Source organism: Qipengyuania zhejiangensis (assembly GCF_035607565.1).
In the GTDB taxonomy this organism is placed as follows: domain Bacteria; phylum Pseudomonadota; class Alphaproteobacteria; order Sphingomonadales; family Sphingomonadaceae; genus Qipengyuania; species Qipengyuania zhejiangensis.
On the sequence record NZ_JAYKGO010000001.1, the window covers coordinates 962,872 to 987,985 of the forward strand.

The 25,114-nt window shown below is 63.2% G+C and carries 23 protein-coding genes; 18 read left to right on the plus strand and 5 right to left on the minus strand.

What is annotated here, in order from left to right:
• Positions 1–4: 4 nt before the first annotated feature.
• The 6 genes from VR863_RS04625 to VR863_RS04650 all read left to right on the plus strand — a co-directional run bounded on the left by VR863_RS04625 (position 5) and on the right by VR863_RS04650 (position 6,479).
• Positions 5–817, plus strand: a complete 813-nt coding sequence (locus VR863_RS04625) for a 4-(cytidine 5'-diphospho)-2-C-methyl-D-erythritol kinase (RefSeq protein WP_324827255.1) — start codon at positions 5–7, stop codon at positions 815–817.
• Entirely contained in the window at positions 814–1,539 is a 726-nt protein-coding gene (locus tag VR863_RS04630) for an N-formylglutamate amidohydrolase (RefSeq protein ID WP_324827256.1), read from the plus strand. Before VR863_RS04625 ends, VR863_RS04630 begins: the two co-directional genes overlap by 4 nt.
• Positions 1,540–1,639: 100 nt before the next feature.
• Complete coding sequence (ilvD, locus tag VR863_RS04635) at positions 1,640–3,496, plus strand: dihydroxy-acid dehydratase (protein WP_324827257.1); 1,857 nt, start codon at positions 1,640–1,642, stop codon at positions 3,494–3,496.
• A gap of 40 nt (positions 3,497–3,536) precedes the next feature.
• Positions 3,537–3,908, plus strand: a complete 372-nt coding sequence (locus tag VR863_RS04640) for a hypothetical protein (RefSeq protein WP_324827258.1) — start codon at positions 3,537–3,539, stop codon at positions 3,906–3,908.
• A complete protein-coding gene (locus VR863_RS04645; RefSeq protein WP_324827259.1) occupies positions 3,901–5,286 on the plus strand; it encodes an NAD(P)H-hydrate epimerase in 1,386 nt (461 codons plus the stop codon). The genes VR863_RS04640 and VR863_RS04645 overlap by 8 nt, the downstream gene beginning before the upstream one ends.
• Positions 5,283–6,479 (plus strand): class I SAM-dependent RNA methyltransferase, encoded by a 1,197-nt coding sequence (locus VR863_RS04650; RefSeq protein ID WP_324827260.1) that lies wholly within the window; start codon positions 5,283–5,285, stop codon positions 6,477–6,479. Before VR863_RS04645 ends, VR863_RS04650 begins: the two co-directional genes overlap by 4 nt.
• Here the strand turns inward: VR863_RS04650 and VR863_RS04655 are convergent.
• The 4 genes from VR863_RS04655 to VR863_RS04670 all read right to left on the minus strand — a co-directional run bounded on the left by VR863_RS04655 (position 6,476) and on the right by VR863_RS04670 (position 9,277).
• Positions 6,476–7,264, minus strand: a complete 789-nt coding sequence (locus VR863_RS04655) for a hydrolase 1, exosortase A system-associated (protein ID WP_324827261.1) — start codon at positions 7,262–7,264, stop codon at positions 6,476–6,478. The genes VR863_RS04650 and VR863_RS04655 overlap by 4 nt on opposite strands.
• Positions 7,261–7,794 carry a hypothetical protein gene (locus tag VR863_RS04660; protein ID WP_324827262.1) on the minus strand — a complete coding sequence of 178 codons (534 nt, stop codon included), beginning with the start codon at positions 7,792–7,794 and terminating at the stop codon, positions 7,261–7,263. The genes VR863_RS04655 and VR863_RS04660 overlap by 4 nt, the downstream gene beginning before the upstream one ends.
• A gap of 156 nt (positions 7,795–7,950) precedes the next feature.
• Positions 7,951–8,253 carry a phosphopantetheine-binding protein gene (locus VR863_RS04665; protein WP_324827263.1) on the minus strand — a complete coding sequence of 101 codons (303 nt, stop codon included), beginning with the start codon at positions 8,251–8,253 and terminating at the stop codon, positions 7,951–7,953.
• Between the two features lie 34 nt (positions 8,254–8,287).
• Complete coding sequence (locus VR863_RS04670) at positions 8,288–9,277, minus strand: GNAT family N-acetyltransferase (RefSeq protein ID WP_324827264.1); 990 nt, start codon at positions 9,275–9,277, stop codon at positions 8,288–8,290.
• A 26-nt stretch (positions 9,278–9,303) separates the two neighbouring features.
• Here VR863_RS04670 and VR863_RS04675 point away from each other — a divergent pair, with 26 nt between their 5' ends.
• The 12 genes from VR863_RS04675 (at position 9,304) to VR863_RS04730 (ending at position 24,377) form a co-directional block, all read left to right on the plus strand.
• Positions 9,304–10,818: an acyl-CoA ligase (AMP-forming), exosortase A system-associated gene (locus VR863_RS04675; protein ID WP_324827265.1), complete on the plus strand. Its 1,515-nt coding sequence runs from the start codon at positions 9,304–9,306 to the stop codon at positions 10,816–10,818.
• Positions 10,815–12,041 carry a pyridoxal-dependent decarboxylase, exosortase A system-associated gene (locus tag VR863_RS04680; RefSeq protein ID WP_324827266.1) on the plus strand — a complete coding sequence of 409 codons (1,227 nt, stop codon included), beginning with the start codon at positions 10,815–10,817 and terminating at the stop codon, positions 12,039–12,041. The genes VR863_RS04675 and VR863_RS04680 overlap by 4 nt, the downstream gene beginning before the upstream one ends.
• Before the next feature lie 214 nt (positions 12,042–12,255).
• Positions 12,256–12,846 carry an XrtA/PEP-CTERM system exopolysaccharide export protein gene (locus tag VR863_RS04685; RefSeq protein ID WP_434784970.1) on the plus strand — a complete coding sequence of 197 codons (591 nt, stop codon included), beginning with the start codon at positions 12,256–12,258 and terminating at the stop codon, positions 12,844–12,846.
• 15 nt (positions 12,847–12,861) lie between these two features.
• Positions 12,862–14,382: an XrtA system polysaccharide chain length determinant gene (locus VR863_RS04690; protein WP_324827268.1), complete on the plus strand. Its 1,521-nt coding sequence runs from the start codon at positions 12,862–12,864 to the stop codon at positions 14,380–14,382.
• Positions 14,383–14,396: 14 nt separating this feature from the next.
• Complete coding sequence (locus VR863_RS04695; RefSeq protein WP_434784961.1) at positions 14,397–15,425, plus strand: P-loop NTPase family protein; 1,029 nt, start codon at positions 14,397–14,399, stop codon at positions 15,423–15,425.
• A 10-nt stretch (positions 15,426–15,435) separates the two neighbouring features.
• Positions 15,436–17,100, plus strand: a complete 1,665-nt coding sequence (locus VR863_RS04700; protein WP_324827270.1) for a preprotein translocase subunit YajC — start codon at positions 15,436–15,438, stop codon at positions 17,098–17,100.
• Positions 17,101–17,113: 13 nt separating this feature from the next.
• Entirely contained in the window at positions 17,114–18,316 is a 1,203-nt protein-coding gene (locus VR863_RS04705; RefSeq protein WP_324827271.1) for an XrtA/PEP-CTERM system-associated ATPase, read from the plus strand.
• Between the two features lie 17 nt (positions 18,317–18,333).
• A complete protein-coding gene (locus VR863_RS04710) occupies positions 18,334–19,206 on the plus strand; it encodes an XrtA system polysaccharide deacetylase (protein WP_324827272.1) in 873 nt (290 codons plus the stop codon).
• Positions 19,203–20,264, plus strand: coding sequence for a FemAB family XrtA/PEP-CTERM system-associated protein (locus tag VR863_RS04715; protein WP_434784962.1), 1,062 nt, complete (start codon positions 19,203–19,205; stop codon positions 20,262–20,264). The genes VR863_RS04710 and VR863_RS04715 overlap by 4 nt, the downstream gene beginning before the upstream one ends.
• A gap of 3 nt (positions 20,265–20,267) precedes the next feature.
• Positions 20,268–21,488 carry a TIGR03087 family PEP-CTERM/XrtA system glycosyltransferase gene (locus VR863_RS04720; RefSeq protein WP_324827274.1) on the plus strand — a complete coding sequence of 407 codons (1,221 nt, stop codon included), beginning with the start codon at positions 20,268–20,270 and terminating at the stop codon, positions 21,486–21,488.
• Positions 21,478–22,467 carry an exosortase A gene (gene xrtA / locus VR863_RS04725; protein ID WP_324827275.1) on the plus strand — a complete coding sequence of 330 codons (990 nt, stop codon included), beginning with the start codon at positions 21,478–21,480 and terminating at the stop codon, positions 22,465–22,467. The genes VR863_RS04720 and xrtA overlap by 11 nt, the downstream gene beginning before the upstream one ends.
• A gap of 11 nt (positions 22,468–22,478) precedes the next feature.
• The gene (locus tag VR863_RS04730; protein WP_324827276.1) at positions 22,479–24,377 is read left to right on the plus strand and encodes an XrtA/PEP-CTERM system amidotransferase; all 1,899 of its coding nucleotides are present in this window, start codon (positions 22,479–22,481) and stop codon (positions 24,375–24,377) included.
• Here the strand turns inward: VR863_RS04730 and VR863_RS04735 are convergent.
• Positions 24,374–25,072, minus strand: coding sequence for a pirin family protein (locus VR863_RS04735; protein WP_324827277.1), 699 nt, complete (start codon positions 25,070–25,072; stop codon positions 24,374–24,376). The genes VR863_RS04730 and VR863_RS04735 overlap by 4 nt on opposite strands.
• Positions 25,073–25,114 lie beyond the last annotated feature (42 nt).

Here is a 25,114-nt window from a genome sequence, read left to right on the forward strand (position 1 = left end):
CTGAGTGGCGCTTACCGAAACCGCATACGCCAAGATCAACCTCGCCCTGCATGTCCGCATGCGGCGCGAGGATGGCTATCACGATTTGGAAACCGTGTTCGCCTTTGTCGATCGGGGGGATGTCCTGTCTGCTACAGACGCCGAACAGGACAGCGTCCTGGTAACGGGCGAGTTCGCCGGCGGGATCGACAATCCTCTCGACAATCTGGTGGCCAGGGCCTTGGGCAAGTTGCCGCGTGTGGGTGGCGTTTCGATCACCCTTGAGAAGAACCTGCCGGTGGCGGCCGGTCTTGGCGGCGGATCGGCCGATGCAGGGGCGGTGTTCCGGATTGTGCGGGAATTGGCTGGTTTGCCCGATGATTGGCACGCACGCGCCGCAGCGCTCGGTGCCGATGTTCCGGCGTGCGTCGAAAGTCGCACCTGTATCGGGCGCGGGACGGGCACCCGGCTCCAACCTGCCGATGACAGTCTTGCCGGAACAGCCGTATTGCTGGTCAATCCGCGCACGCCTCTGTCCACGGGGCCGGTGTTTAAGGCTTGGGACGGTATCGACCGTGGCGCGCTGCCGTCCGGCGATGTGCGGGCAATGACAATCGAAGGGCGCAACGACCTCGAAGGGCCGGCCATCGCCCTGTGCCCGCCAATCGCCGGTGTGCTGGCGGCGCTGCGCGGAACATCCCCCTTTCTCGCCCGTATGTCTGGCTCCGGCGCAACGTGTTTCGCGCTTTACGACAGTCACGAAGCGCTGGCGAAAGCTGCGTCGCAAATTGCGACCGATCATCCCGGCTGGTGGCAAATGCAGGGGACTTTGCGATGATCAACGGGCTTCCATACCGCCAGGTCGGCTTGGACACGATGCGACCGGGCGGTCTGGTTTGTGTTGCCGATCACGCCTCCAACCACGTTCCCGAAGGTATCGAGCTGGGCATCGACCGGTCGCTTCTCGGCAATCACATCGCGGTCGACATCGGGGTTGAAGGCGTCGCGGATCGCCTGGCGCGGAGCCACGGGATACCGGCGCACATTGCCACGGTCAGCCGCCTGGTCTGCGATTTCCATCGCACCGAAGACGATCCGGCAGCGGTTCCGACCACCAGTGACGGCCACCTGATCCCCGGCAACATCGGTGCCGACGTGGAAGAACGCCTCGATCTCTTCCATCGGCCATACCATGACGCGCTGGCTGCCTTCATCGCCGAAACGCGTCCGCGCATGATCATTGCGCTGCACAGTTTTACGCCTCGACTTGCCACCAGCGACGAAGCCCGTCCCTGGGAAGTGTCCTTGCTCTACAATCAGGACGACACGGCTGCGCGCCACGCCATTCGCCTGTTTGGCGAACAGGGGCTGACGGTGGGGGACAACCAACCGTATTCGGGCAAGCAGCTGAACGCCACCATGGACCGGCACGCCGAAGCGCAGAATATCCCCTATTGCACGGTGGAAATGCGCCAGGACCAGATCGATACGAAGGCAGGCCAGGCCCGCTGGGCGGTCATGCTGGCCGACGTGCTGGGGCGCGTGGCGCTGGAGGTCTAAAGCCACACTTTGGCGCGGGCGGATAAATCTCGCCCCGATCAGGCGTTAGCGTGTGCGCTTCTCTCTGCTAGGAACACGTTTCCACACGGAGATACCTGCCATGCCCGCCTATCGTTCCCGCACCACCACCCACGGCCGCAACATGGCGGGTGCGCGCGGATTGTGGCGTGCCACCGGCATGAAGGACGAAGATTTCGGCAAGCCGATCATCGCCATCGTCAACAGCTTCACCCAGTTCGTGCCTGGCCATGTGCACCTGAAGGATCTCGGCCAGCTTGTCGCTCGCCAGGTCGAGGCTGCGGGCGGTGTGGCCAAGGAATTCAACACGATAGCAGTCGATGATGGCATTGCGATGGGGCATGATGGGATGCTCTATTCGCTGCCCAGCCGCGACCTGATCGCCGACAGCGTCGAATATATGGTCAACGCCCATTGCGCCGACGCGATGGTGTGCATTTCCAATTGCGACAAGATCACGCCGGGAATGCTGATGGCGGCCCTGCGGATCAACATACCCGCGGTGTTCGTTTCCGGTGGCCCGATGGAAGCGGGCAAGGTCGTGCTCAAGGGCAAAGAGGTCGCCCTCGATCTCGTCGATGCAATGGTAGCCGCTGCGGACGAAAGCTATACCGACGAGGAAGTTACCGATATCGAACGTGCGGCGTGCCCCACATGCGGCAGTTGTTCGGGCATGTTCACGGCCAATTCGATGAACTGCCTTACCGAGGCGCTGGGCCTTTCGCTGCCGGGCAATGGCTCCACCCTGGCGACACATTCGGACCGCAAGGGCCTGTTCGAGCGGGCGGGCCGCCTGGTGGTCACACTGGCGCGGCGGTATTACGAGGAGGATGATACCAGCGTCCTTCCACGCACCATCGCCAGCTTCGAAGCCTTCGAGAACGCGATGAGCCTCGATATCGCTATGGGCGGATCGACCAACACCGTGCTCCACTTGCTGGCCGCCGCTCACGAAGCCGGTGTCGATTTCACCATGGAGGACATCGACCGGCTGAGCCGCAAAGTGCCGTGTCTTTCCAAGGTGGCCCCGGCGAAGAGCGATGTGCACATGGAAGACGTTCACCGCGCGGGCGGGATCATGTCGATCCTTGGCGAACTGGAGAAAGCGGGGCTGCTGCACACGGCCTTGCCTACCGTGCATTCTCCGACGATGGCCGACGCGCTGGACGATTGGGACATAGGCCGTACCAAGAACAACAAGGTCCGCGAATTTTTCTCCGCAGCACCGGGCGGGGTGCCCACGCAAACCGCGTTCAGCCAATCGCGCCGATGGGAAAACCTGGATATCGACCGCGAGAACGGCGTGATCCGCAGCGCCGAGCACGCCTTCAGCAAGGATGGCGGTCTTGCGGTGCTTTCGGGAAATATCGCGCGTGACGGCTGCATCGTCAAAACAGCAGGTGTCGATGAGAGTATCCTGCGTTTTTCCGGCCCGGCAAAGGTTTATGAAAGCCAGGACGATGCGGTGACAGCCATCCTTACCGGGCAGGTCGTCGAAGGCGACGTGGTTGTGATCAGATACGAAGGGCCGCGCGGTGGCCCAGGAATGCAGGAAATGCTTTACCCGACCAGCTATCTGAAATCCAAAGGGCTTGGCGCGGCATGCGCGCTGCTGACCGACGGGCGGTTTTCGGGCGGCACGTCGGGCCTTTCGATCGGGCACGTTTCACCCGAAGCGGCGGAAGGCGGCGAAATCGCGCTCGTGCAGGATGGCGACAGGATCTCCATCGATATTCCAAACCGAACGATCACGCTGGACGTTGAAGACAGTGTTCTGACCGAACGCCGCCGCGCAATGGACGCCTTGGGCGAGAACGCATGGACTCCGGCAAAGCCGCGTGAACGCAAGATTTCGCAAGCGTTGGAAGCATATGCGGCGATGACAACGTCTGCTGCGCGCGGGGCCATTCGCGACGTTTCGCAGATCAAGCGCCGCTGAAAGCTTGCCCCCGGCGCCGGAGCGTGGCAGCCGCGCGGGGATGGTCACGATTGCCGCCTTGCCAAGATGGATGCCGCCAGCTGCAGCGGGTTTGCTGCTGATCGGGTGCGGGGACCAGCCGAAATCGCCGCCGATTTCGGATCAGGGCGGGGAGCCTGTCGAATGTGCGCTCGATGGTGCTGCCGAGTTCGCACCCGTATGCACATTGACGCAAATCTCGTCGGTTTCCGGGCCGGTTTGGGTGGTGCAACATCCCGACGGCGGCTTTCGCCGTTTCGTCCTGGCTGACACGGCCAGCGGTTTCGCGTCGGCTGATGGCTCGGCGCGGGCACGTTCGGAAACGATGGAGGGACAGTCGGTCACCGCGGTGGAGAACGATCGTTATCGCTGGCCGGACCGTGACGATGACTAACGCTGTTCTGACAGTCGAAGTGATGCGCGGCGCTGAACGTTCAGCGATGGACGCGGGCATCAGCGAATGGGAATTGATGCAGCGCGCAGGCAAGGGCGCGGCCGACTGGGTTGCGCGTGTCGCCGCCGGAAGGGCGGTTACCGTCCTTTGCGGCCCCGGCAACAATGGCGGAGACGGTTATGTCATTGCCGAATGCCTTCGCAAACGCGGCAACGCAGTGCGCGTCATCGCGCCAGTCGAACCGAAAAGCGAGACAGCGCGCACCGCGCGATCGCACTTTCACGGCGCTACGGCCGAAACAGGCGAACTGGACGATCCGGTGATCGTGGACTGCCTTTTCGGGTATGGGCTCGATCGGGAAGTCGAGGGCGAATTCGCGAAAATACTCCAGGAACTGACGTTAAGCACCTGTTTCAAAATAGCGATAGACGTTCCAAGCTGCGTGGAATGCGACACTGGCCGCTTGCTTGGCCCGGCACCGCAATACGATCTGACCCTGGCATTGGGCGCTTGGAAATCGGCCCATTTCCTGATGCCGTCATCGGCGATAATGGGCGCCATGCGCCTCGTGGACATCGGCCTTGATGTCGATCTAGATTCGCCGCAGCTTTCCACTCGTCCGTTTCTCGCGATGCCCCAGGCGGGATCGCACAAATATCGGCGTGGGCTTCTTGCGGTGGTTGCAGGCTTGATGCCCGGCGCGCCTCTGCTGGCTGCACAAGCGGCGATGCGGGCGGGCGCTGGATACGTGAAACTGTTGAGCGACCATTCGCATCCCGATGCGCCTGCGGATCTCGTGATCGAAGCTGGCCAATTGGCGGGCAGGCTTGGCGATGACCGCATTGCGGCAAACCTGATCGGCCCGGGTCTGGGCCGTGACGATACGGCCCGGAGCCGCCTCGCCGCAGCGCTCGAAACGGGTAGACCGAGCGTGCTCGATGCCGATGCGCTGCACTTGCTCGATCCCGATATGCTTGAGGGCTGCAACGCCGCCGCCCTTTGCCTCACCCCTCACGAAGGCGAACTGGCCGCTCTGTGCGATGCGTTTGGCGTCACGGTGCAGGGCAAGCTGGGCAGGGCGCGGGGTTTGCATGAAGCAACAGGTATGACGGTGTTGGCAAAGGGGCCGGATACAATTTTGACAGGAGATAACGCCGTGCGGTTTTTCCCCCGCGGTTCCAGCTGGCTCTCGGTTGCAGGAACGGGTGATGTGCTTGCCGGTATCGTGGCGTCACGACTGGCGGTTCACGGCAACCCGCTTCGCGCCTGCGAGGAAGGCGTCTGGCTCCACCACGAAGCCGCGCGCCTTGCCGGCCCCGCGTTCACCGCGGGCGATCTTGCCCACTGCGTCAAACCCGCCGTGGCGGCATTCCTGTGAGCGGTTCGGAGACGATACTGCGCATTGCCGCCAAGGGTGATGGTGTCACCGCGTCGGGTCGCCATGTCGCGGGCAGCGTACCCGGCGACGAGGTGGATGCCGAAGGAATTCTGACGCCGGGGCCGCACCATGTCGCGCCGCCGTGTCGGCATTTCGGCAAATGCGGTGGTTGCCAGCTTCAATACGCGGACGAAGAGGCGTTGGGGCAATTCGTCACCGATCGCGTGCTGCACGCTGCCGAAGGGCAGGGGCTGGCTGCTGCTGACGTTCTCGCCACGCATCTGTCCCCGGCAAGATCGCGCCGCAGGGCCACTCTTCATGCGCTTCGGTCAGGCAAAAGTGCCGCTGTCGGCTTCCGCGAGGCCAAGTCGCATCGCATCGTCGACATGCGCGAATGCCATATCCTTGTTCCCGCCATCTTCGACCTTGTCGCGCCGCTCCGCGCACTCGTGGCGGCCTTCGGCGGACGTCAGCCGGTCGATATCGTCCTGACCGAAACGGAACAGGGTATCGATTGCACGGTGAAAGGGATCGAGGCTGATGGTCTTGCGGCGACGGAAGCGATGCTGGATTTCGCCCGCGACAACGGTCTGGCGCGCCTTTCCCTCGATAGTGGATATGGCCCGGAGACGGTCTGGGAACCGCAGCCGGTGACCGTATCGCTGGGCGCTGTTCCCGTGGGATACCCACACGGCGCCTTCCTCCAGCCGACGCGCGATGGCGAAGCGGTGTTGGCCAAGGATGCTCAGGCGTTTCTGGGTGATGCGGCAACCGTGGCGGACCTGTTTTCCGGACTCGGGACTTTTGCCTTCGCGCTGGCCAACCCGGCCAAAGTCCTGGCGGTCGAGGCCGCACGCGATGCGCATCTTGCGTGCAAGGCAGCCGCAAACATGCGCGGACTTCCGGTTCTGACGCTGCATCGTGATCTTTTCCGCAACCCACTTCAGGCGGAGGAGGCATCGCGGTTCGATGGCCTCTTGCTCGATCCTCCCCGTGCCGGTGCGCGCGAGCAGATCGCGCAAATCGCGGCCAGCACGGCGTCGCGGATTGCCTATATCAGCTGCAATCCTGCCAGTTGGGCCCGCGATGCGAAGACCCTGGTGGATGCCGGATTCCGGCTCGAGAAACTGCGCCCGGTTGGGCAGTTCCGCTGGTCGACGCACGTTGAACTGACCAGCTACTTTACGCGCTAGCCCTTCAGGGCGCCAAGTATGCGCTCGCGCAGCCATATGCGTGCGTGCGGCTCGACATAGGCGTGACTGGCATCTTCGCATCGGGCGATCCGGCCATCGGATGCGTCCCACCGTTCCGCGAATATCTGTGCGGTTCGGTCCCGGCCTGCCAGAAGGATGGTTACAGGACCGGAAAAGCCGTCCAGCCCCGCTTTCATCTCGCTCGCCAGGGCAGAGTGGCTCGTTTCCGGTCTTGCCGCTTGGGCCATGCCGCGTGCCAGCTTCTTAATGTCGACACGGCCGGTGAGCAGGCGCCAGATTTCGCCCGGATCCGCCAGTTTGCGCCGATAGCGGGCACGAAGGGATGCGGGTGTGGCGGCGGCAGGGGCTCCATTCGTGGCAATTTCGTCCAGGGTCCACGGATTGCTCAGGATCAGCGCATCGCAGCCAGCCCCTCTGGCAAGCATGAGCGCGGACGCAGCATCGCAATTTCCGAATCCCACCACCCGCTGCACCTGGGGGGAAATCGCGCGAAAGGCGTCAAGAGCCGCTGCTATATCTCTGCTGGAATTACGAAATTCCCTGTTTTCCCCTTCGCTGTCGCCGACGCCCCTGCGGTCGAAGCGGAACACCGGGAAACCGGCTGCGGCAATGTCGGCTGCCAGGCGCGATTGGCCGTTGAAGGCACCGGCGCGAGTTTCGTTGCCCCCGCTCACCAGCAGAAGGCCGGTGGAGCCGGGCGCCGTATCGAGAGTGGCGCCGAGGCGCTTGCCCTGACATTCGAAGGCCAGTGGCATCCGGCTCATGCGTGTTCGATCCCAGCGGCTACCAGATTGGCAAGGGGGTGCGCCTGGGCCGGATCGAAACCGTTTTCCGCCCGCAGCCAAAGAGGGGAACCGCCTATCGATTCGTGATCGATCACGATCTGGACCCCCTCGGGTGAAAACGACGATGTGCTCAGTTCCGCCACGAGCTGTGCACCCAGTTTCCAGCCGGCAAGTTCAATCCCGCTGTCCAGGCCTTGCTCGATGAGAATTTCGGCCCGTTCGACGTGACCGGCTTCCTTCGCGGCAAGGATACGGGCGCGAAGCATCGACCGAAGCACGCCGGCGGGCTGCGTGGGGGCGTAAAGCCAGCCCTGCAGATCACGGGGCACCAGCCAGCACCCGGATCGCAACGCCAGCGCATGGGTCGCGCGGACATGGGCAGCCGCTGCGGCCACCGCCATCCTCCAACCGGCCAGCGTCTGACGATCTTGCGCCGCAAGGCTTTCGTTGCAGGCCGGCAGGTCCGGGCAGAAGCAATCGACGCCCAATTCGTCAAGCAATCGCATCATTTCAGATATTTGCCGCCGAAACTTGTTATGTTCATCAAATAGCGGCGCGATGATAAGCAGGCGTGACTGCCGACCACGATCGTGGCCCAGCATCATTTCTTCTGCGGTCCCGCCGTCCGGACTGGGGCAGGGCCACAGGGTGTACATCGGTAAGGCTCAGCCCTCGACCGTCTTTGCCTCGGCAAAGGCGAGTAGCCCGCCAAACGTCTCGAGCATTTCGCCATCGACATCGTCATCGTCGATCACGATGTCGAGACGGTCTTCCATTTCGGTAAGAAGACCGGCGACGGCCATGGAATCGAGTTCGGGCAGATGGCCGAAAAGGCCGGTGTCGGGACCAAATCCTGCGACCTGATCATCTTCGAGGCCCAGCACGTCCCGCAAGATTGCGCGCATGATGGTATCGATTTCGCTCCTGCTCGGCCCGGTGGGCTCGAAGGTGACGGTATCGGCAGTCATATCGCGTGCGTTCCCCTGCTAGGAGGCGACGCCCTTAGCGGGGGCCGTGGCGCGGTGCAAGGCGGCGGGCGACGGCTTTGACTATGGCAGGCCATGACTTTGGTTTGCGCCAATTGAGGCAGGTGAGGCGATAACGCAGCCGAACGTCCTCCATCCAGTCGCGTTTGTAGGCATCGGTGCCCGTGCCAAAGTCGACCAGATCCACCCTGTCGATATCGATGACATGTTCGAACAGAGCGGCGCTGAGGGTCGTCCCTGCCGAGAGGTTGCTGGCAGACTGCGTGTGAGCGAGTTTGTGGATGTAAGCGGTGCCGCCATCAACGGTCCAGAACTGCGCGGCAACGGGCACACCGCCGGCCCTTGCGATGCCCAATCGGATACGTCCGGATTCACCTTCGGCGCGTGCGAACAGTTCGAGAACGTCCGAACGCTCCTCTTCCGGCTTCCAGCTTTCGGCGTACACCGCCTGATAATCGTGCCAGGCGAAATCGTCGAACCGGGTCAAAATCTCGACGTCGACATTCTTCGCCTTGCGCTTGAGCGTGGTGCGCATCTTGCCCGGCCGATTTGTCCAGTATTCGGCAAAATCTCGGTTCTGGACAGGAAGAATATGATTTTCATCACAAACTTCGCGAAATACCAGCCAGCCGCGCTCTCTAAAAGCCGTTTCCAGCCGCGATGCGGTTCCGTCTTCGTCGGGAAGGGGGGACAGCACCACCCTGTTCGCGTGCGCGCGCAAATCGGCTGCGATCGCTTCCAGCAGGTTGCTTTGGGCAGGGCCGGTGCCGCCAAGCGGGCGCCAGGTGAAGCTGAACCAGTTGGTGAGGCTGTGAAGGCCGTGCCGTGTCTGCATCAGCGGCATGGCGACCATTTCCGTCTCGTCCTCGGCAACCACGACAAGGGGCGCGTCCGCCGCGTTGCACAGCAGGCCAAACCAGTTCGTCCGGTCGAAAGGCCCGCGTGCAAAGCGTTCAAGCCCTTGCAGTTTGGTAACCGTGTCGTGATAGCTGACCGCGATACCCACCCGTATTTCCTTGCTTCGGAGCGTTAATGCCTGATCCCACGCCGCACCCGCTCGATCAACTGACCGAGATTGGCGATGCACAGGCGCCTGCGCTGGTGCTGCGCGGCGGTACGCTAACCTATGGTGACTTAAGAAGCCGTGTGAGCCTGTTGGCCGGATGGCTGGCCAGCAAGGCCGACGAGGGTGCGCGAGTGGCCAGCTGGGCTGCAAAGGGGGAGCTGACCTGCCTGCTGCCTTTGGCGGCCGCCCGTGCGGGCCTGGTCCATGTGCCGGTCAATCCGCTGCTCAAGCACGCCCAGGTGGCGCATATCCTTGCGGATAGCGGCGCGGTGCTGCTGATGGGCACCCGGGCGCGGCTCCAATCGCTCGAGGCGGGTGACGCGCCCGCCGGATGCGAATTGTTCGACGAGGCCGAGGTGTTTGACCTTGCGGAAAAGCTGGGGGCATCCCTCGGGCCGTCGGATCACGATCCCCATGGCCTTGCTGCAATCCTCTACACCAGCGGATCGACGGGCAAGCCCAAGGGGGTCATGCTCAGCCATGCGAACATGTGGCTCGGCGCGGTTTCGGTGGCGTCGTATCTTGGGCTGGAGCGCGATGATGTGACGCTGGCCGTGCTGCCACTCAGTTTCGATTACGGTCAGAGCCAGTTGCTGTCGACGTGGTATGCTGGCGGCTGCGTTGTCCCGCTCGACTACCTTTTCCCGCGCGATGTTGCCCGCGCCTGTGCGAAACACGGCGTAACCACTCTGGCTGCCGTTCCGCCGCTGTGGGTCCAGCTGACCGAGGCGGAATGGACCGATGACGCGCGCGCTTCGCTGAGGCGTCTGACAAATTCGGGTGGGGCGCTCACCGTCGAGCTTGTGCGCGAGCTGCGCGCCATGTTCCCCAAGGCGCGGCTTTTCCCGATGTATGGGCTTACCGAAGCGTTCCGTTCGACCTTTCTCGACCCTGCGCTGGTCGATAGCCACCCGACATCGATGGGAACCGCCATTCCCTTCGCCGAAATTCTAGTGATCGGGGACGAGGGCGAACTGTGTGGCCCGGACCATGAAGGCGAGCTGGTGCATTGCGGGCCGTTGGTGGCGCAGGGGTATTGGCAGGATGCGGAGAAGACCGCCGAGCGCTTCAGGCCCGCGCCGCCTATGTCCGAATATGGTGGAACCGCTGTCTGGTCCGGAGATCGCGTGAAGCGCGATGCTGATGGCTTGCTGTATTTCTTGGGGCGGCGCGATGCGATGATCAAGAGCGCGGGCAACAGGATCAGCCCGCAGGAAATCGAAAGCGCGGCCCTGGCGACCGGGTTGGTGGCCGAAGCCGTTGCGTTGGGCGTGCCCGACCCGCGGCTTGGCCATGAAATCCACCTCGTCGTGCGGGCTGGAAATGACGGTGAAGACGGAGAGGCTATGCTGGCGAAAGCCTTGCAGCGCGAACTTCCCAACTTCATGCAGCCGCACGTCATTCATTGGCGCAAGGCGATGCCGCTCAACCCGAACGGCAAGATCGATCGCAACGCCTTAGCCCAGGAGATAGGCGCATGAAGCCGCTTGGCCCCATACCTGCCGGATACCGCGCGATCGATGGCGAACTGGCGATCGCAGGTCGGAAGGTTTCCGACTTGGTCGCCGAAGCCGGTGAAACGCCATTGTTCGTTCATTCGGGCGATCTGATCGCGCAGCGGTTTTCCGATCTGCGCGCTGCAATGCCGGATCGTCTCAAGATCAATTATGCAATTAAAGCCAACAGCTTTGCCCCTGTTCTGAAGTTGGTTTCGACCTTGGCCGACGGGCTGGATATCGCGTCGGGCGGGGAGTTGGACATGGTGCGGAGCGCAGATTTCGACCTGTCGCGGGTAAGCTTTGCCGGGCCGGGCAAGCGTGACGCAGAACTTCACGCCGCGATCGCGGCAGGCGTTACCCTCAACCTTGAAAGTGAAAACGAAGCGCGCCGGGCGCTCGCCATTGCTGAAGGCCTGGGCGTGACGCCGCGCCTGGCCATTCGCGTGAACCCCGATTTCGAATTGAAAGGGTCGGGCATGAAGATGGGCGGCGGGGCCAAGCCCTTCGGTGTGGACGCGGCCCGCGTTCCGGCCTTGGCCCGCGAAATCGTGGAAGCAGGCTGTGACTGGCGGGGGCTGCATATTTTTACCGGCAGCCAGGCCCTGTCGGCCGACGCGGTGATCGAAATGCAGGGCAAGGTGCTCGATTGCGCGCACCGGCTTGCGGGCGAAGCGGGTATGGCGATTCCGAAACTGAACATGGGCGGAGGCTTTGGCATCCCGTATTTCGCGGGCGATGAGCCTCTGGACATCGGTTCCGTCGGGGCGGCCCTCGCAGATCGTTTCGCGGCACTTCCCGATACGTTGCAGGATGCCGAAATGTTTATCGAACTCGGCCGCTATCTCGTTGGCGAAGCCGGCGTTTATCTCACCCGCATCCTTGATCGCAAGGACAGCTATGGTGAAACTTACCTCGTCACCGATGGGGGGCTGCATCACCAATTGGCCGCTTCGGGCAATTTCGGGACAGTCGTGCGCCGCAATTACCCGGTGGCCATCGCGACCCGTTTCGACACCGAGCCGCAGGAAGAGGCGAACGTGGTTGGGTGCCTGTGTACACCGCTCGACCGGCTTGCCGACAAGGCGCATCTTCCCAAGGCCGACGTCGGCGATCTCGTCGCCGTGTTCTGCGCCGGCGCCTATGGGGCGAGCGCGTCCCCCAGCGCGTTTCTGGGGCAGGGTCAGGCACGCGAAGTCCTGATTTGAGACACTAGGCACAAACCGTCGGGATTCCCGCAATTCCTTCACTACGGGCGCCTATGACTAACGGTATGTTCACCTATTTTTGCAAATAGAATTCCCAAACAGGGACCGGATGTGCGCCGTTGGTGCGTGTCTGGTGCACGATTACACGACAGGGAACCGATTGATGCGCTTTGCCCGTAATGCCTCGCTGCTGGTCGCCAGCGCAGCTTCATCCATGGTTTTGGGTGGCTGCACGACGACCGGGCCGGAATTGCCTCCGGCATCGTTCGTCGCGATGCAGGAAGGCCCGGGGGAAGAATACATAATCGGTCCGCTCGACGAACTGACGATCCACGTCTGGCGCAACCCGGAACTGGGGGCCGAGAAAATTCAGGTCCGTCCCGACGGGCGCATCACCATTCCTCTGGTCAAGGATATGCCCGCTGTGGGCAAGACGCCTTCAATGCTGGAAGAGGACATCCGCCTCCAGCTCAGCCAGTATATCGAAGATCCGCTGGTTTCGGTCATCGTGAATGAATTTGCGGGCACGTTCAGCCAGCAGATCCGAATTGTCGGGGCGACCGAACAGCCAGCTTCGCTCCCATACCGTGCGAACATGACCGTGCTCGACGCGATGATCGCGGTTGGCGGGTTGAGCGAATTCGCCGCCGGAAACCGCGCCAAACTGATCCGCTTCGACAAGCAGGCGGGCAGCCAGCGCGAATACGCGCTGCGCCTTACCGACCTTCTGAAGCGGGGGGACAGCAAGGCCAACGTGCTGCTTCAGCCGGGTGATGTGATCATCATACCCGAAAGCACCTTCTAGGGGACCTGTGGGGGTATGCAGGAAGTTTTCGACGAGATTCGCAGCGCGCTGCACACGGTCTGGAACCGTCGCTGGCTTGCGCTCGGCGTGGCCTGGGCAGTGTGCGTCGTGGGGTGGCTGATGGTGGCGTTGATCCCCAACAGCTATGAAAGCCGTGCGCGCATTTACGTCGAACTGGACGATGTCCTGTCCAAGCAGCTCGATATTTCCGGCGAAGGCCAACAGGCCATTACCAAGGTGCGCCAGACTCTTACGAGTTCGGTCAACCTCGAGAAGGTCGTGCGCTCGACGCGGCTCGGTGAGAAGGTCGATACGCAGCGCGAAATGCAGAATGCGATCGAAGACCTTACTCGTAAGGTCGAGATCAAGAGCACGCAGGACAATCTCTTCGAACTTACCGCAACCATCGGCAATTCGAACCTGACCGATGCGGAAAATTCGGCGCTGTCACAGGACGTCGTGCAAAAGCTGATCGACATTTTCCGCGAAGAGAACGTGGCCGGCAACCGCGGCCAGGTGGCCGACACGATCGTGTTCCTCGACCAGCAGCTGGATGACCGGAAGAAGGAGCTGGAAGCTGCCGAGCAGCGCCGCCTTTCCTTCGAAGCCCAGCATCCCGACCTGATCGGCGGGACAGGCACCGTAACCAACCGTCTCCAGAGCATGCGCGACGAGATGCGCGGCGTGGATGCCGATATCGCTGCCGCTCAAAGCGCGCTGGCGGCGATCAATGGCCAGATCGCAAGCACGCCCCGCACGATCGTCATGCCCGGCGAAAGCGGCGGTGCGCGTGGAGCACTGGCCCAGGCGCAAGCGCAGCTGTCCGCCATGCGCGCACGCGGCCTGACCGACAGCCACCCCGATATCCAGGCGCAGAAACGGCAGGTCGCCGCCCTGCGCGAGCAGGCGGCGGACGAACCATCCGGTGCGGGCGGATCGCCCAATCCGGCCTATACCTCGCTGGTGTCGATCCGCGCGGAACGCCAGGCAAATGTTCAGGCGCTTCAGGCCCGCAAGGCCGCTTTGCAGTCCGATATGTCCGGCCTGATGGCAACGCAGGCGGACGAGCCTGCCGTGGCCGCCGAAGCCAATCGGATCAGCCGCGATTATGAAGTGCTCAAGGAAAAATACGACGAACTGCTCAACAACCGCGAAGAGATGCGCCTGCGCGGACAGGTGGAAACCGAACGCAGCGCCTTCCAGTTCGAAGTGATCGATCCGCCAACCGCGCCAACCCGTCCCGCGGCGCCGAACCGCCCGCTGTTGCTGGTCGGCGTGTTGCTGGCCGGTCTGGGAATTGGCGCGGGCGCCGCCTTCGTCATGGGGCAGCTGAAATCGAGCTTCACCACGGCCGACAAGCTGGAGCGGGTGATGGACTTGCCCGTTATCGGCACTGTTTCGCGGGTCGTGACCGCTCAGGCGCGGCAGTTCGAAAAGTCCCGCATGAAGAAGTTCTACGCCGCCAGCGGTGCGCTTGCGGGCGTTTGCTTGCTCTTGCTTGTCGTCGAGATGATCCAGGTCGGATCGGTGGCCTGAGGGGAACAGTGTCCGTGAACAAACCCACCAACATGACGCCGCCTGACGCGGACCCCAAGGACGAGCGCAGTTCGCTGCTGGAGCGTGCGAGCGGTGCCTTCGGGTTGGACAAGCTGAAGCCGGCTGCTGTCCCGTCCAGGCTTGAAAGCGACAAGGCGAAGAAATTCGCACCGCAGCGAAAGGTTGCCGACGCTCCGGCCGAACCGCCCAAGCGCCGCGAGTCCGACTTTATCGGCCAGGCGGTGGCAAGCGCGGCCCCCGCGAAAGAAGCGTCGGTGCGGCAGGCGCGCGAAGCCGAGGTTCCGGCTGTCCAGTTCAAGGGCGCACGGCAAGAGGTTTCCAGGGCCTACCTGCGCGATCAGGGCCTGATCGATCCCGACGGCGGCGCATCCACTCTGCTGGAAGAATTCCGCATCATAAAACGCCAGGTGCTCGCCAGCGCGAAAGCGGAAGGCAGCGCGATTTCGCGCCGTGTGCTCGTGTGTTCTCCTCTGCCGAACGAAGGCAAGACATTCTGCGCGATCAACCTTGCGCTGGCGATGGCCGGCGAACGGGATCTCGAAGTGCTTCTGGTGGATGCCGATTTCGGAAAGCCTTCGGTCATGGGCAAGCTGGGCCTCGAGGCGAGCAAGGGCTTCATGGACGTGCTCGCCGATCCGCGAGCGCATGTCGAAGATTTCGTCGTGGGAACGGATATTCCGGGTCTGTGGGTTCTGACTGCCGGGGAACGGACCGGGCGTGACAGCGAATACCTGTCGAGCGAACGGACGTGGGAAGTGCTGAACCGGCTTACCCGCGGATCGCGTAACCGCATCGTGATCTTCGACAGCCCGCCGGCCCTTGCCGCCACACCCGCCGCCGAACTGGCCAAGCATGCCGGCCAGGCGTTGCTCGTCGCGCGCGCCGACATGACCGGGCGAGTTGCGCTGGAGGATGCGATAGACCTGCTTTCGGCCTGTCCCGACATCAAGCTGCTCCTGAACGATGCGACCTTCAGCCCCAGCGGCCGGAAGTTCGGCAGCTATTATGGCTACGGAGAGTAGGCCGGTGCGCATGAGGACATCCCTAAAGTCCGCAGCGGCGTTGACGCTGGCCATGGGCCTGGTGCTCAATGCGCCGCTCCATGCCCAGGACTACGCCGGGTCGTCTTCGGGCGAGGAGGAAAGCGGCACGAATGGACGGGGTGGCAATCGCACCAGCGTCCAGCCGTATATCGAGGCGAATTCGGTCGCGAACTGGCAGATTTCGCCGGACAGTGACGTGCTTACCTACACCCAGCTGGCAGCGGGTGTGGATGCCGCCATTGTCGGGCGCAACAACGGCGGGACTGTCTCGCTCCGTTACGAGCGCAACTTTGCGCACCAGTCAGACGGTGCGGACACCGACAGCCTGAGCGGGCTCGCTCGCGGCTACGCCACGGTCATTCCGCGCGTCCTTACGGTCGAGGCGGGGGCCTTGGCCAACCGCACCAGCGTCGACGTGAACGGGCGATCGACCATCTCTTCGTTCGCTTCGAACGACGTTACCACGCAGACCTATTCGGTCTATGCTGGCCCCACGCTCCAGACATCGGTCGAGGATGTCGAGATCAGTGCCAATTACCGCATCGGCTACACACGTGTGGATGGACCGGATTTCGTCACGCCGTCGGGCCAGGCAGCGGACGTGTTCGACGACAGCGTCAGCCACAGCGCAAGCTTCCGTGCAGGCGTCGCCCCAGACCGGATACTTCCGGTTGGCGTCGGTGTGGGCGCCGGATTCTACCAGGAAGATATCTCCAACCTCGATCAGCGGGTCCGCGACGTTTACGTGCGCGGCGACGTTACGGTGCCGGTGTCGCACACGGTTGCGTTGGTGGCCGGTGCCGGGATCGAGGATGTCGAAGTTTCCAGCCGTGACGCCCTGCGCGATGCGGACGGCAACCCCGTCATCGGGACAGATGGGCGCTATCGTACCGACCCGGCCAGTCCGCGCGTGATTGCCTACGAAGCGGACGGGCTGATCTGGGATGTCGGCGTGATCTGGCGCCCCAGCAGCCGCACACAATTGCAGGCTACTTTCGGGCACCGATACGACAGCGAAACCTTTTACGGAAGTTTCACCTGGCAGCCCGATCGCCGCAGCAATCTGTCCATCGGCGTCTACGACGGCGTGCAGGGCTTTGGTGGTCGACTGAACAACGCACTTGCCGCCTTGCCGACCGATTTCGTGGTGCCGCGCGACCCGGTGACGGGTGACGTCGCCGGCTGCGTCAATTCACTCGACGGGGCCGGGTGTCTCGACGGGCTTCTGGGTTCGGTGCGCTCGTCCGTTTTCCGCGGTCGCGGCGTCGCTGTCAGCTACACGCACCAGATGGGCCGCACGGTCGCCGGTATCGGCGCCGGGTATGACCGCCGCAAGTTTATCGGCGCGCAGGGCACCGTGCTGGCGCTGGCCGACGGAATTGTGGACGAAAGCGTGTTCGTGTCCGCAAATATGAGCGGCCCGATCGGTCCGCGTGGCAATTATTCGCTCAACACCTACGCCAACTGGTTCAACGGCGGCGGAAGCAACCTTGGCGATGCGTTCGCCCTTGGCAGTTCCGTTTCCTATTCCGAGCAGGTCTGGCGCAACCTTTCCGCACGGGCCGCGGTCGCGCTCTCGATGCTCGATGCCGAAGCGGCGCCGGACGAATTCGTGACCGCTTCCGCGCTGCTCGGCCTGCGCTACGATTTCTGATAAGGACGCTTCGATGTACGAAGAATTTTACGGTTTCAGCGAGCGACCCTTCCAGCTCACCCCTGACCCGGCGTTCTATTACGAGAGCGTCACGCACAAAAAGGCGCTGAGCTATCTTGGCTATGGCCTGAACCAGGGCGAAGGGTTCGTGGTCATTACCGGCGAAGTCGGTTCGGGCAAATCGACGCTCGTCGCGCATCTCAAGCAGAAGCTCGACGAAGAGCGGATGACGGTTGGCGAAGTGGTCACCAGTGCGCTGGACGGCGAAGAGATGATCCACGTCGCGGCGCGGAGTTTTGGCCTCGATGTCGCCGGCGGTGACAAGGCCGCCGCGCTGGCCGCGATCGAACTGTTCCTTCACGAGGAGGCCCGTAGCGGGCGCAGGGTGCTGCTGATTGTCGACGAGGCGCAGAACCTGTCGATCGGCGCGCTCGAGGAACTTCGCATGTTGTCGAATTTCCAGCTGGGATCCCATCCCCTGCTTCAGACCCTGCTTCTGGGGCAGCCGGAATTCAAACACCTGCTGGCGCAATCGGACGAATTGGAGCAATTGCGCCAGCGCGTGATCGCGGCGCACCACCTTGAACCCATGCAGCCGGGGGAAGTCGAACCCTATGTCACGCACCGCCTCGCCCATGTGGGGTGGGACAACAATCCGGAACTGGATGGCGGGTTGTGGAACAAGCTGCACAAGGCGACCGGCGGCATTCCGCGCAAGGTGAACCAGGTCATGACGCGCCTGCTGCTGATGGGTGCGGTCGAGGAAACGTCTGCGCTCTCACCCGATATGCTGGATGCGGTGATCGAGGAAATGTCCGGTGACAGCGCGCATGGCGATAGCCACGAGGCTCCAGCAAGGCCGCGCCCGGATCGCGATCTTCCCGCAGCGGACGCCATTGCGCGTGCGCGGGGGGAAGGGGCCACACCACAGCCCGCGCCCGTATCGCAGGATCGGGAGAAGGGCCTGCTGGACGTCCAGATAGAAGCCATCGAAGGCGCCTTCGCCGAACGCGACAAGCACATGGCCGCACTCCGCAGAGAGGTAGAAAAACTGGCGGCTGCTCCACAGCGGACTGGCGGGGAGGTCCCCGCCGATCTCGACAAGCGCCTGAGCGATATCGAGCGCCGGCTTGACGAACAGGAACAGTCGCTGCGCCATGTCCTGACGATGATGATCGATTATTTCGAATCCCAGGCCACGCGCGCCGCGGCCTGACTGATCGGGAGGGGGCGATGACCGAACAGCGTATCGTCAACGGCCTTTCGGTCGATGTGGAAGACTGGTTCCAGGTCGGCGCGTTTGAAAACACGATCCGCCGCGAGGACTGGGATTCCCTCCAGTTCCGCGTGGGGGACAATGTTGCGCGCATCCTCGATCTTTTCGACGCAGCCGGTGTCAAGGCCACGTTCTTCACGCTCGGTTGGGTGGCTGAACGCAACAAACCTGCCATGCGCGCCATTGTCGAGCGTGGGCACGAACTGGCCAGCCACGGCTACGACCACACGCGCGTGTTCACATTCACACCGGACCAATTTGCCGAAGACCTGACCAAGGCGCGCAAGATCCTGGAAGACGCGGGCGGTGCCCGCGTTACCGGCTATCGGGCGCCGAGTTTCTCGATCGATGCGCGCAATCGCTGGGCGCATGAAATCCTGGCCGATCAGGGTTACGCCTATTCCTCCAGCGTCGCGCCGGTGGTCCACGACCACTACGGTTGGCGCGAGGCCCCGCGATTCGCATTCAATCCGGTTGCGGGCAGCGACCTGGTCGAAATTCCGGTCACCACCGCCATTTTTCGTGGCAAACGGCTCGCTGCAGGCGGGGGCGGTTTTTTCCGCGTCTTGCCGTATGGCTTCAGCCGTTGGGCCATTCGCCAGGTCAACCGTGTCGAGCATCGCCCTGCGGTGTTCTATTTCCACCCCTGGGAAGTTGATCCGGACCAACCACGGGTTGCCGATGCGCCGATGCGTTCGCGCCTGCGGCACTATACGAACCTGGGGCGGATGGAGAGCAAGCTCGGCGATCTCCTTGGCGATTTTTCGTGGGGCCGGATGGACGAACTGGCCGCGCTGGAGAAACCGCGCAGCATGGACTGGGCCGCGTGAATGCGCCCATGAACCATGCTGGCGTGATCCGCCAACCCGATCTGCACGACCCGAACGAGGTTGCCCGGATCGAGGCGTTCGTTGCGGAGCTGGGCGGCAACGTTTTCCAGCGCCCGCTCTGGCTGCAAGCGGTAGAACGCGGCACCGGAAATCTGGCTAACGGTCTCGTCCTGGAACGAGCCGGGAGTATCGAAGGCTGGCTGCCCGTTTCCGATATCCATTCACCGTTGTTCGGGCGCGCGCTCGTATCCAGCGGTTTCGGGGTTGGTGGAGGGGCGCTCGCCGGGGCCAGCGCTGATGCAGAAGCGCTTTGCCGCGCGGCCCAGGAACTGGCTTTGCGCCTGTCCGCCACATCTATCGAATTGCGCGGCGGCACCGCTCCGCACGATTGGCGCCGCATCGAGGGTAAGCACGCCAATTTCACCGCCGATCTGGCGCCGGACGATGACGCGCAACTGCTTGCCATCCCGCGCAAGGCCCGAGCCGAAGTTCGCAAGGGGCTGGCGAACGACCTCTCCATCACCATCGGTTCCAGCGAAGCGGACCGGGCGAACCACTACGCCGCCTATTCCGAAAGCGTTCGCAACCTTGGCACACCGGTCTTTGCGCGTCGGTTGTTCGATGCGGTGCTGGACCTGTTCGGTGGAGAAGCCGACATCCTGACGGTTCGGCATGAGGGTAGGCCTGTCGCCAGCGTGCTGTCGCTCTACCACCGCGGAACGGTCATGCCGTTCTGGGGCGGGGGAAGCCACCGCGCGCGGGCGCTCAGGGCAAACGAATGCATGTATTTCGAATTGATGCGCCACGCCCGCAGGCGCGGCTGCACACGGTTCGATTTCGGACGGTCGAAGGTGGCAAGCGGCCCGTTTGCCTTCAAGAAAAACTGGGGGTTCGAACCGGAACCGCTCACCTATTGGGGCTGGAACGCGCCGGGCACGCAACCTCGCAATATTGACCCGACCGATGACAGCTTTTCGGCCAAGATCGCCCTTTGGAAGACGTTGCCGCTGCCCGTTGCCAACGCGATCGGCCCGTGGATTGCGCGCGGTCTCGGCTGACGGATGGGCGAAGTTCTGTTCCTCGCCCACCGGGTGCCGTTTCCGCCTGATCGCGGGGACAAGATCCGTTCGCACCACCTGCTGAAAGGGTTGGCAGCGATTGGTCCTGTCCATGTTGGCACGTTCGGTGAAACTGCCGCTGACATGGCGGAAAAACCCGCGCTGGCACATATCGCCAAGACCCATGCGCTGGTGCAGCGCACGAAGCCGCTGCCCTTGGCCGGGCTGGAGGGGCTGTTCAGCGGCAGGCCTGTCAGCATTGCGGCGTTCGATCACGCTGCCCTGCATCAGTACGTTGCCAAGACGCTGGGTAACCACCCGATCGACACCATTTTCGTCTTCTCCGGTCAGATGGGACAGTACATTCCGTCGGGGTTCTCTGGCCGGGTGATCGTGGACCTGTGCGATGTCGATAGCGCCAAGTTTGAAGCCTATGCGCAAGCCGGCCAACGCCGATGGCTCAACCGGCGTGAAGGCCGCCTTCTTTCGCGGGAGGAGGCGCAGCTTGCCCATCGCGCCGATACGACCTTGCTGATCAGCGCGAACGAGGCATCGCTGCTTCGTGCACGAATGGCCGATGCAGCGGGCACCGATATCCGTGCGCTCGGCAACGGTATCGACGCAGGCTATTTCGACCCGGCCGGCATCGAACCCCATCCCGAAATCGAGGGGGGTGAAGACCCGCAGATCGTGTTCACCGGCCAGATGGACTACGCGCCCAATATCGATGCGGCGGAATGGGTCATTGCGAACATCATGCCGCAGCTGCGCCGACGCTTTTCGCGCGCGCGGTTCCATGTCGTGGGCCGTGCAACCCCTGCTCGGTTGAGAGCGCTGCACGGCGAACACGGCCTGCGCGTCTGGGGTGAAGTCCCCGACGTGCGTCCGTTCATTCGATCTGCCGATATCGTGGTGGCCCCCTTGCTGATTGCGCGCGGCGTACAGAACAAGGTTCTGGAGGCCATGGCGATGGCAAAGCCCGTCGTCCTGACCCCTGGTGCAGCCACCGGCATCGATGCCCGCGACGGCCGGCATTTTGCCATTGCGCCAAACGATCCGGCGCGATTCCTGGCAAGGATCGAGGCGCTTGTAGACGATCCGTCCGGCGCCCGCGCGATGGGCCTGGCAGCGCGCCAATTCGTTATCGAAACGATGAGCTGGGACGCTGTATACCGCGACCTTTCGCGCATCGTTCTAGACCAGACGCACCCCGATGCAGCCTGATCTTGCCATCCCTCAGCGCAGCACCGGCGCATGGCGCGGCGCGGCGTTGCGCCTCGCCTTCACGTGGGCCTGCATCTTCGCGATCACCATCGGCGATTGGCGCGAGATGGCGCACCAGTGGTGGAACATCGACACCTACGGCCACATCCTCTTTCTGCCCCCGATCATCGCCTGGCTCATCTGGGTCCGGAGAGGGGAGCTCGCCAAAGCACCCGTGTCCGGGTGGTGGCCGGGTCTTGTGTGGATGGCGCTTGGCCTGTCGGTCTGGATTGGCGGGAATGGCGCAAACATAAATCTGATCGCGCAAGCCGGTGCCATCATGGCGCTTCAGGGGGCGGTGCTGGCCATCCTGGGGCTGCAGGTGGCAGCGATCCTTGCGTTTCCGCTGGTGTTCCTCGGTTTCCTTGTTCCATTCGGGGATGAGATAATCCCCTTTCTCCAGACTGTTACGGCAGTCATAGCCACCACGCTGACACACTGGAGCGGGGTCGCGATGGTGGCCGATGGCATCCACATCGACACGCCTGCAGGCCTGTTCATCGTGGCTGAGGAATGTTCGGGCGTGAAGTTCCTCATCGCGATGGTCACGCTGGGTGTGCTGGTGGCGCACACCTGTTTCACGAGCTGGAACCGACGCGCCTGGCTGATGCTTGCCTGCATCCTCGTGCCTATCCTGGCCAATGGCGTGCGCGCATGGGCGACCATATTCATCGCGCAGTATGTCGGCGCGGAAGCGGCGGGAAGCTTCGACCATATCGTATATGGCTGGGTCTTCTTCGGACTGGTGATCGCGCTTGTGCTGGGCGCGGCGTGGCGCTGGTTCGAGCGCGATCCCGAAGACGCCGGATGGACTGCCGACGAGGCAGCCGATCTTCCGCCCGTGGTCCGATGGCAAGGTTTGACGATGCGGGACGCATCCGTCCTCGCCATCGCGCTGCTCATCGTTTTGGTCTTTGCCGCGCTCGCGCGGGTCGGCTAGGCGTCCGGCCCATGTGCGGGATCGCGGGGATATTCCATTACGAAACGGTCAAGCCGGTCGATCCCAAACGGGTCGAACGCATGACCGATGCGCTTGCTCATCGCGGCCCTGACGGGTCCGGTGTGTGGACTGCGCCCGGCATCGGGCTTGGTCATCGGCGGCTGTCGATCATCGATCTAGCCGGATCGCCGCAGCCGATGCCGTCTGCGGACGGTAAGGTGATGATCGCCTTCAACGGGGAAATATACAATTACCGCCGCTTGCGCCGCGAACTGGAGCAGGGCGGGGCGGAATTCCGAACCGGCGGCGATACCGAAACGATCCTCGCCGCGTGGCAAAAATGGGGCCCACGCTGCCTCGAAAAGCTCGACGGGATGTTTGCTTTCGCGCTGTACGACCTTGAAAAGCGCCAGCTGTTCCTCGCCCGCGACCGGCTTGGTGTGAAGCCGCTCTACATGGCGCGTCTGCCAGGTGGGGCGCTGGCCTTTGCGAGCGAGTTGAAAGGCCTGCTGGCGAACCCCTTGCTGCGCCGCGAAATCGATCCGCTGGCGATCGAGGATTACATGACCTGGGGCTATGTGCCCGATCACCGCGCGATCTTGAAGAACGTCGAGAAACTGCCCGCAGGCCATTTCCTTCTGCTCGATCACGGCTGCGAACCCGGGAAACCTGTGCAGTGGTGGGACGTCAGCTTCGCCCATCGTTCGAAGGGCCGCGAAGAAGACCTGTCTGCCGAACTGCTCCACCTCATGCGGGAAGGGGTCACCAGCCGCATGGAAGCGGACGTTCCGCTCGGCGCGTTTCTGTCGGGCGGCGTAGACAGTTCCTCCGTCGTCGCGCTGATGAGCGAGGCCTGCGCCAACCCCGTCACAAGCTGTTCTATCGGGTTCGATGTCGCCAGCGTCGATGAGACCGATCATGCGCGCAAGGTCGCGCAATTGTTCGGCACGGATCATCACGAACGGATCGTCTCGGCGGACCAGTTTGACGAGATCGACCGTATCGCGGGCATATTCGACGAACCCTTTGCCGATGCGAGCGCGCTGCCGACCTTGCGCGTGTGCGAACTCGCCCGGGAACACGTCACAGTCGCCCTGTCAGGCGATGGCGCGGACGAAGCGTTCGCCGGGTATCGCCGCCAGATCTTCCACGCACGCGAAGAACAGGCGCGCGCAGTGCTGCCGCGTTTCCTGCGCGAACCGGTGTTCGGATCGCTGGGGCGGATCTGGCCCAAGGCCGATTGGGCCCCGCGTCCCTTGCGCGCGAAGGCGACGTTCCTCTCGCTCGCACAGCAGGGGGAGGCCGGATACGCGCGCGCGCTGTCGATCCTGGCCCCCGAACAGCGGCAAGCGCTTTTTGGCGACGCGCTGCTGCGCGAACGCGGCGATTATCGCGCGGAACAACCGTTTGAAAAGCTCATGCAGAATGCTCCTGCGCGCAGCGGTCTCGACCGGGCGCAATATGCCGATCTCAAGTTCTGGTTGCCGGGCGATATCCTGACGAAAACCGATCGCACCAGCATGGCGGTCGGGCTGGAAGCGCGCGAGCCATTGCTGGATCACAGGCTGATCGAGTTTGCCGGACGTCTGCCGCATCGCCAGCGTATCCGCGGCACGACGGGTAAATGGCTGATCAAGCAGACGATGGAACGCTACCTGCCGAACGACATTCTCTATCGCCAGAAGCAGGGGTTCGTCACACCGCTCGCCCAGTGGTTCCGCGGACCCTTGGCCGGCGAGGCGAGGGCGGCCGCGTCGAGCGAATACCTCACCGGGAGCGGATGGTTCGACCGCAAGGCGCTCTCACGCCTCGCGGACGACCATATTGCGGGCCGATCGGACAACGGCCGAGTCTTGTGGCAGCTTGTCATGCTGGAGCGGTCGCTCCGCAAGCTTGCGCCCAGCGCTTAAGGCGCGTCGACCAGGACGATTTCAGCCGCGTCAAGCGCTTCGACGACGATCTCTGTTTCGCCGGTAACCGCGATGCCATCACGCGGCTGCGCTTCCTTGCCATTGACCTTGATGCGGCCGGTTGGCGCGACGAGATACTGGTGACGTTCCCCGGAAGTCGCCCAGGTCGCCGTCTGCCCCGCCTCCAGCGTGGCCGCCGCAACCTTTGCATCGGTACGAATCGCAAGCGCGTCGTCGGCCTCCGGCGCACCGCTGGCGAGCACTTCGAATCCGCCTTCGCGGTTTGCCTTGGGGAACGTGCGCTGGCCCCAACCGGGCTGTTCGCCGGCACGATCCGGCATGATCCAGATCTGGAACAGCGTTGTCGCTTCGTCCTCGAGATTGAATTCGGCGTGGGTGATGCCCGTACCCGCGCTCATCACCTGCACATCCCCGGCCACGGTACGGCCTTCATTACCCAGGCTGTCGCGGTGACTGATCGCGCCAGTGCGCACGAAGGTGACGATTTCCATGTCGCGGTGGCCATGCGGCGGAAAGCCGCTCTGGGCGGCAATCGTATCGTCGTTCCACACGCGAATGGCGCCCCAGCCCATGCGTTGGGGATCGTGATAATTGGCAAAGCTGAAATGATGGCGTGCATCGAGCCAGCCGTGGTCTGCGTGGCCGAGCGTGGCGAAGGGACGGATATCGATCATGGAATTGTCTCACATCGGCGGGGATAGAAGGGCCGCCGGGAT